This is a genomic window from Xanthomonas sp. D-36-1, from assembly GCF_017746155.1.
In the GTDB taxonomy this organism is placed as follows: Bacteria; Pseudomonadota; Gammaproteobacteria; order Xanthomonadales; family Xanthomonadaceae; genus Xanthomonas; species Xanthomonas cissicola.
Window position 1 is genome coordinate 1 of the sequence record NZ_JAGHWR010000072.1, and the last position, 7,435, is coordinate 7,435.

The window sequence follows — 7,435 nt, forward strand, 5'->3', positions numbered from 1 at the left end:
GGAATCGGGAATCGGGAATTGGGAATTGGGAATCGGGAATTGGGAATCGGGAATTGGGAATCGGGAATTGGGAATCGGGAATTGGGAATCGGGAATTGGGAATTGGGAATTGGGAATCGGGAATTGGGAATCGGGAATCGGGAATCGGGAATCGGGAATCGGGAATCGTAAAAGCGTGGGGCTGGGGCGGAGAGTCATCAAGAGTGCTTCGATCATGCGATCGATAGGCGATGCAGTCCGCCGTGCGTTGGCACATGCTCCCTAAGACGCCTGACTGTGGCATTTCACCCGCGTAGCCGGCGCTCGTGGTCAGCCACGGGCGCGCAGCAGCGCTCACCAAGCACTACAACGCGCCCGCACTGCATCGTGCAGCCTACGCTGAGCCAGCCCACCGGTCAGCGCATGCAGTGCCCGCACTCCGCCGATCGACGGAGCCGGCCACCCTTACAGCACGATGCGCTTGCTGCCCTCGCGCGCCGAGCGATAGATCGCATCGACGATGCGGATGTCGCGCAGACCTTCTTCGCCCGGTGCACGTAATGGTGTGCCGTTCATAATCGCCAGCGCGTCTTCGTCCATCTGCAGCGCTTGCTGATGCGGCACCTTGGCGTCGAACACGCGGCCATCGCTGGCCCTGCCGGTCACGCCCTGGTAGCTCTGGAAGGGCGACAACTCGTACCAGCCACGCTCGCATTCGGCGCGCAACACATTCATGTTCTTGCCGAAGCTGGTCTTGCACTCGGCGCGCACCGCATTGGGAAACTCCAGGGTGAAGTCCATGTGCTCGTCGACTTCATCGAACAGATCGGGTCGGTCGGTCCAGCGCTTGGCCGTCACTGCCAGCGGCTCGGCGCCGGTTGTATAGCGGGCGGCATTGAGCGGATACACGCCCATGTCGTACATCGCGCCACCACCGAACTGCGAGCGCAACCGCCACGGGCGATCGGCCTTGGCGGTGCCTTGGTAGCCGTTGTACCCGGCCTCGGCACGCACGCGCTGCATCGCGCCGAACGGTTTCTCGCTGGCCATCGCAATCACGCGCCGCGTATTGGGTTCATGCTGCATGCGGTAGCCGATCGTCAGCGCCACCTTGTTGCGTTTGCAGGCAGCGATCATGGCCTCGCATTCACCGGCATGCATCGCCATCGGCTTTTCGCACCATACATGCTTGCCTGCGGCAGCCGCACGCAGGGTCAGTGGTGCATGCAGATGCGTGGGCGTGACGATGTACACCACATCGATGTCGTCGTTGTCGGCAATACGATCGAAGTTCTCGTAGTTGTAGACATTGCGGTCGGCGATGCCGTACTTGGATTGCCACTGCGGAATCTTCGACGGCGTACCGGTGACGATCCCGGCGAGCTTGCAATGCTTGGTCAGTGCCAGGCCGGGCGCGAGCTGTTCGCTGGCATAACTTCCCAACCCGACCAACGCGACATTGAGCGGTTTTCCGGGCTTTTTCTTCGGCACTGCCCACGTCGGTGCAGCGAGCAGGATGCCTGCACCGCCAAAGGCGGCAAGCAAGCGGCGACGTGTGATCGATTCCACGGACATGCAAACCTCCTTCGCGGGTGTGGGCGTACTGCTCGCGCACCTTACTTGATCGGGTGTGATCACCGCCATGGTCGCGCTGCACGTTCTGGCACACTGCTGGCGATCACATCCGGAGCATTGCGCATGACCCTCGCTGCCCATCTTCGCTGTTTGCCGCTGGCACTGCTGTTGTCCAGTTCGCTCGCCATCGCTGCAGACACACCCTTCGTTGCGCGCGATCTGATCGGCGATGGCGCATTCACACACAATGCCGAAGGCCCGGCGACCGGTCCGGATGGCGCGCTGTATGCGGTGAACCTGGGCAAGGACGGCACCATCGCGCGCATTGCGCTGCAGGCGGACGGCAACGCACGTGCCGAAGTGTTCGTTACCTTGCCCGAGGCAAGCACCGGCAATGGCATCCGCTTTCGCGACGGCACCATGTATGTCGCCGATTACACCGGCCACAAGATCCTGCAGGTGAACATGCAAACGCGCGCGGTGAGTACCTTTGCGGCGTTGCCCGAAGCAGACGGCCCCAACGATCTGGCGCTGGCGCCCGATGGCAGCTTCTACGCCAGCGATCCGAACTGGAAGGACAATGGCGGGCGCTTGTGGCACATCGGCCGCGACGGCGCGGTGCGCTTGCTGGAAGCAGGGATGACCACGCCAAACGGCCTGGATGTCAGCCCCGACGGCAAGCACCTGTATGTCAACGAAAGCATGTCGCGCAAGGTGTGGGTCTACGACCGTGGCAGCGACGGCAGCCTGCGCAACAAACGGCTGCTGATCAGCTTTGCCGATTTCGGCATGGACGGCATGCGCTGCGATGCCGACGGCAATCTGTACATCGCCCGCTACGATGCCGGGCAGATTGCAGTGGTGTCGCCGCAGGGCAAGCTGCTGCGCACGGTTGCATTGAAGGGACGCAAGGCCAGCAACGTGGCCTTCGGCGGTGCCGATGGCAAGCAGGTGTTCGTCACCTTGCAGGATCGTGGCGCAGTTGAAACGTTCAGGTCCGATCGTCGCGGGCGCGAAACCGGACACTGAAACTGGCGTGTGCGTCGCATTGGTTCTCAGGCCGCGCAACAGCGTCCTGGCATGCTGCAGGTCACCTGTGGAGGACTCCCCATGCAACCGATCGAATTGAAGGACGCGGCCGCCTTCGGCAGCCAATTTCTGCGCCTGACCCTGTTGCAGGGGTTTCAGTCGCTGACCAAGCGTGACCTGGAATTGTTGATCTTCGTGCTGCTCGAACGCGATGGCGCCATCTCGCGCAACAGCTCCAACGCGGCGGTCGCATTGCAGTTGCGGGTAACCTCGGCCAAGGTCAAGGCGCTGCGGCGCGATGGCTATGCGCGTTGGCGCTCGCTGGTGCCCGAAGAGGGCGACGCGGCGATGCAGCGGATCGTCGCCAACGTGCTCACCGAAGACAATCTGCGCTCCGGCGCAAAACATGTCAGCGAACGCAGCCGCAAGGAAGGCTTTTTGGCGGTGCGCATCGAACACCCCGACGACGCGCAACAGTTCGAACAAGCCATTTTGGATGTCGGTGCACTGCCGGTGTACGAACGCAACCGCGAAGTGGTCGCGGTGCGTTTCGACACGCTGCTGAAAATCGCCGAGCGCTGGGGCTACCTGCAACCGGATCCGCAAGCCACCGTGCGCGCTTTGCAGAAACTCACACCCACCGCAGAAGAGGTGTCGGACCTGCTCAAGAAGGACATCGCGCAGGTGCGCTGGGACGACGTGCGCCGGGCACTCAACAGCCTGGGTGCCAAGGCGGTGACGAGCACGGCGGAGGGCGGCCTGAAGGGGTTGCTGAAGATCGTGTTCCCCTTCATCCCCGGCTGAGTGGCGCTCACCAGAGCACTGCGCGATGCGATGCGCAGTGCTCGCCTCACGCTGACTGCGCAGCAGCGCGACAAGGCATGTTCGCCGCTTGTGACACTCCAGCAACGTATCCCGGCCGCCAAGCGCAGCGCCGCCGTCACGCCCAGCGCAACAGGCCGCCAGGCCCTATGATTGTGGGCTGTTCCGCATCAGGGGGATCTGATGACTACCCGCAGTCTTGCCACACTCGTTTCCACGCTGTCGCTCTTGCTCTGCACTGCCGCACAGGCGCAACAGGCGCCCACGACGCCGGCCAGCAGCATGCCGCTGATCGACGTGCCCAGTGCCATCCGCACCCAGCCGCTGTCCAGTGGCGAGGTCACCCATCAAACCGAACTGGAACGCCCGCGCGGGGAATCCAGCGTGATCGTGCGTTCGATCCAGCCCAGCAGCGTGGTCGGCAGCTATCGCATCGATTTCGAAGCCATGGATACCGATGGCGATGGCCGCATCAGCCGTGCGGAGGCGCAGGCCAACCCTGCCCTGGCCGATGAATTCGACGCGCTCGACACCCGTCACAGCGGGTACCTGACCCGCGAACAGCTCGCCGGCTGGCTGATTCGCTGATCGTCGTAACGGCAGGCGCGGCGCTACTACGCAGCCGCGCACTGTGCTTCGCATCATGCTTTCGCCCCCTCTTGCAGCGCCCGCTTCGGTCGGCCAGATTGTATTTGACGGATACAATCTGGACGGATCGATGACTGCTCGCCTTTCACTTGCCGCCGACCTTGGCTACCAGCTGCAACTGGCCGCCCTGGCCTCCAGCCACGCCGCGCGCCAGGAATTGGCCGAGCTACAGCTCACCCCGGCGCGCGTGACCGCGTTGATCCACATCCGCGACCAACCCGGCTGCGACCAGACCGAGCTGGGCAACCGTTTGCTGGTCAACCGCGCCGCCGGCATGAAGATCGCCAATGCGCTGGCCGAGCAAGGCCTGATCGAACGCCTCGCCGGCCGCGACCGTCGCAGCAAGGGCCTGTACCTGACCGACTCGGGCGAACGCACGCTGCGGGTTGCACAGGGCTGCCTGGCGCGCGCAGGCGAACGCACCTGCACCGGCCTGCAGGCCAGCGAACAACAGACGCTGCTGCGCCTGCTCTGCAAGTTGAACGCCAGCGCTGCACTGGAGCGCGCCGCCGCGCCAGATAGCGCGCTGGCCGAAGCTTTCTGAGCCCATCGACACATCAGCACTCTCACGACTCGAAGGAGACGCCGCTTGAACGAGCATGACGTGGTATCGGTTCGCATCGAAAACCGGATCGCCTGGGTGAAGTTCGCTCGCCCCGACAAGCGCAACGCGATGAGCCCGGCGCTCAACCGCCGCATGATGGACGTGCTGGACGAGCTGGAGTTCGACGACAACGTCGGCGTGCTGGTGCTCGGCGGCGAAGGCACCGCCTGGTCGGCGGGCATGGACCTGAAGGAATATTTCCGCGAAACCGAAGCGCAGGGCCTGCGCGGCGTGCGGCGCTCGCAGCGTGAATCGTATGGCTGGTTCCGTCGCCTGCGCTGGTATCAGAAGCCGACCATTGCCATGGTCAACGGGTGGTGCTTCGGCGGCGGCTTCGGCCCGCTGTTCGCCTGCGACCTGGCGATTGCCGCCGATGAGGCGCAGTTTGGCCTGTCGGAAATCAACTGGGGCATCCTGCCCGGTGGTGGCGTCACCAAGGTCGCGGTGGAACTGCTGTCGATGCGCGATGCGATGTGGATGACGCTGACCGGCGAAATGGTGGATGGCAAGAAAGCGGCCGAATGGCGCCTGGTCAACGAAAGCGTGCCGCTGGAACGCCTGGAAGCCCGCACCCGCGAGGTGGCCGAACTGCTGCTGCGCAAGAACCCGGTCGCGCTCAAGTACGCCAAGGATGCGGTGCGCCGCGTCGGCACCATGACCTACGACGAAGCCGAAGATTACCTGGTACGCATGCAGGAAGCGGCCAACTCGTTCGACAACAACGCCCGCAAGGAAGGCATCCGTCAGTTCATCGACGAGAAGAGCTACAAGCCCGGCCTGGGCGAGTACGACCTCAGCAAACACAGCGCGTAAGCGCGTCCTACGGCGTCCGAAGCGGTGCGCGTTGCGTGCATCGCTGGCGCTGCCAGTGGTTTTCTGCACCGAGGAGGGAGTATGGAAGCCTTGTCCGAAACGCTGCGCGGGATCGCCGCGCGCAGTCCCCTGGGCCTGTTCATCGATGGGCAATGGCGCGCAAGCACCGGCGATCGCACTGTCGATGTGATCGCGCCGCACACCGAACAACCGCTGCTGTGCTACACCGAGCCCTCGCACGCAGATACCGAAGCGGCCATCGCTGCTGCACGCAGCGCGTTCGACCATGGCCCCTGGCCGCAGCTTTCCGCGCAAGAGCGCAGCGTGGTGCTCAAGCGGGTGGCCGATCACTTGCGTGCACGCATGCCGGAGCTGGCCGAAGCATGGACCGGCCAGGTGGGCGCCACCATCGGCTTCAGCAGGCGCGCGTCGCAGCAGGCGCCGGATTTATTCGACTACTACGCCGATCTGATTGCCACCCACGCATTCGTCGAACCGCGCGTGCGCCCCAATGGTGGCCGCGTGCATGTGGTGCAGGAGCCGGTTGGCGTGGTCGCCGCAATCACGCCCTGGAACGCGCCGCTGGTATTGCTGTGCTACAAGGTCGCCGCCGCGCTGGCTGCCGGCTGCACGGTGGTGGCCAAACCCTCGCCGGAAACCTCGATCGATGCCTATATCCTGGCCGAGTGCATCAGCGCCGCCGGCGTGCCCGATGGCGTGTTCAACCTGCTCCCCGCCGGCTGCGAGGTGGGCGAGCAATTGATCCGCCACCCGCACGTGGACAAGGTCAGCTTCACCGGCTCTACCCAGGCCGGCCGCTCGATCGGCATTGCCTGCGCCGAGCGTCTGGCACGGGTTGGCCTGGAGCTGGGCAGCAAATCGGCAGCGATCGTGCTTGAAGATGCCGACCTCGCCAAGGTGCTGCCCAGCCTGGTGCCCTACTCCATGCCGCTCGCCGGACAGGTGTGTTTCTCGTTGACCCGCGTCCTGGTGCCGGCGCAGCGCCGCGAAGAAATCCTGCAGGCGTATTGCGCGGCATTGAGCGCCGTGAAACTGGGCGACCCGTTTGCGGCAGACACCGGCATGGGCCCGTTGGCCCTTGGCCGCCAGCTCGAACGTGTGCAGTCCTACATCGCCAAGGGCAAGGCCGAGGGCGCACGCCTGGTCATGGGTGGAGGCCGCCCGGCGCACCTGTCGCGCGGCTTCTTCGTCGAGCCGACGGTGTTTGCCGAGGTGACGCCGGACATGACCATTGCGCGCGAGGAGATCTTCGGACCAGTGGTGAGCTTCATCGACTACCACGACGACGCCGACCTCATCGCCAAGGCCAATGCCAGCGACTACGGCCTGCACGGCACCATCTACAGCGAAGACTCCGAACGCGCCTATCGCATCGCGCGCCGCGTGCGCAGCGGCAGTCATGCAATCAACGGCATGTGGGTCGATATCAGCATGCCATTCGGTGGCTTCAAGCACTCGGGCATCGGCCGCGAAGGCGGAATCGAAGGCCTGCAGGCCTTCCTCGAAACCAAGACCGTCTACCTGAGCTAGCGCACAGCCCAAGCAACGCGCGCCTGCCTGGGTATTGGCATGCACACCAGCAACCGATTGCACACTGCTTGCCTGCCGTGTGCCGGCATGCGTGTGGCGGCACCGGCCGTTCGCGCACCACGTTTTTGCGCGACGTCTCAACCTTTCGCACACAGCACCCACACCCAGTCACCTCCCACTCTTCCAGAAGACCGCGCCATGGCCATGCCGACCGACTCGATCGCCTTCCACGCCCGTCTCTCGCCGCAACAGTTTGCCGCACGCGACCTAGGGAAGGTCTGAACAACGAGACCTGACAGGGCGGAAGGTGGCGTCGTTCCGAAGAGTGGCTTTTGGAACTTCGGAATTTCGCCATTTCTGGCGCTTTCCGCGGGAATTTCCCGGTTCACAGACGCACGCTCCCCATCGCCGGCA

Annotated in this window: 7 protein-coding genes and 1 pseudogene; 6 read left to right on the forward strand and 2 right to left on the reverse strand. The window is 64.2% G+C overall.

From position 1 onward, the window contains the following. Both J7367_RS17960 and J7367_RS17965 read right to left on the reverse strand, forming a co-directional pair. Positions 1–216, reverse strand: a pseudogene (locus tag J7367_RS17960) (hypothetical protein); the annotation flags it as partial. Between the two features lie 228 nt (positions 217–444). After that, positions 445–1,554: a Gfo/Idh/MocA family oxidoreductase gene (locus tag J7367_RS17965; protein ID WP_039570772.1), complete on the reverse strand. Its 1,110-nt coding sequence runs from the start codon at positions 1,552–1,554 to the stop codon at positions 445–447. A gap of 123 nt (positions 1,555–1,677) precedes the next feature. Here J7367_RS17965 and J7367_RS17970 point away from each other — a divergent pair, with 123 nt between their 5' ends. The 6 genes from J7367_RS17970 to J7367_RS17995 all read left to right on the forward strand — a co-directional run bounded on the left by J7367_RS17970 (position 1,678) and on the right by J7367_RS17995 (position 7,021). After that, positions 1,678–2,583: an SMP-30/gluconolactonase/LRE family protein gene (locus J7367_RS17970; RefSeq protein WP_057659519.1), complete on the forward strand. Its 906-nt coding sequence runs from the start codon at positions 1,678–1,680 to the stop codon at positions 2,581–2,583. Positions 2,584–2,664: 81 nt separating this feature from the next. Continuing rightward, on the forward strand, positions 2,665–3,387 hold the full coding sequence (locus tag J7367_RS17975) for a hypothetical protein (RefSeq protein ID WP_057659521.1): 723 nt from the start codon (positions 2,665–2,667) through the stop codon (positions 3,385–3,387). Positions 3,388–3,588: 201 nt separating this feature from the next. Beyond that, the gene (locus J7367_RS17980; RefSeq protein WP_057659524.1) at positions 3,589–3,993 is read left to right on the forward strand and encodes a hypothetical protein; all 405 of its coding nucleotides are present in this window, start codon (positions 3,589–3,591) and stop codon (positions 3,991–3,993) included. 130 nt (positions 3,994–4,123) lie between these two features. Further along, a complete protein-coding gene (locus J7367_RS17985) occupies positions 4,124–4,597 on the forward strand; it encodes a MarR family transcriptional regulator (RefSeq protein ID WP_007965267.1) in 474 nt (157 codons plus the stop codon). A gap of 45 nt (positions 4,598–4,642) precedes the next feature. Further along, positions 4,643–5,470 (forward strand): p-hydroxycinnamoyl CoA hydratase/lyase, encoded by an 828-nt coding sequence (locus J7367_RS17990; protein ID WP_005925862.1) that lies wholly within the window; start codon positions 4,643–4,645, stop codon positions 5,468–5,470. An 81-nt stretch (positions 5,471–5,551) separates the two neighbouring features. After that, the gene (locus tag J7367_RS17995; RefSeq protein ID WP_057659525.1) at positions 5,552–7,021 is read left to right on the forward strand and encodes an aldehyde dehydrogenase; all 1,470 of its coding nucleotides are present in this window, start codon (positions 5,552–5,554) and stop codon (positions 7,019–7,021) included. The last annotated feature ends 414 nt before the right edge of the window (positions 7,022–7,435 follow it).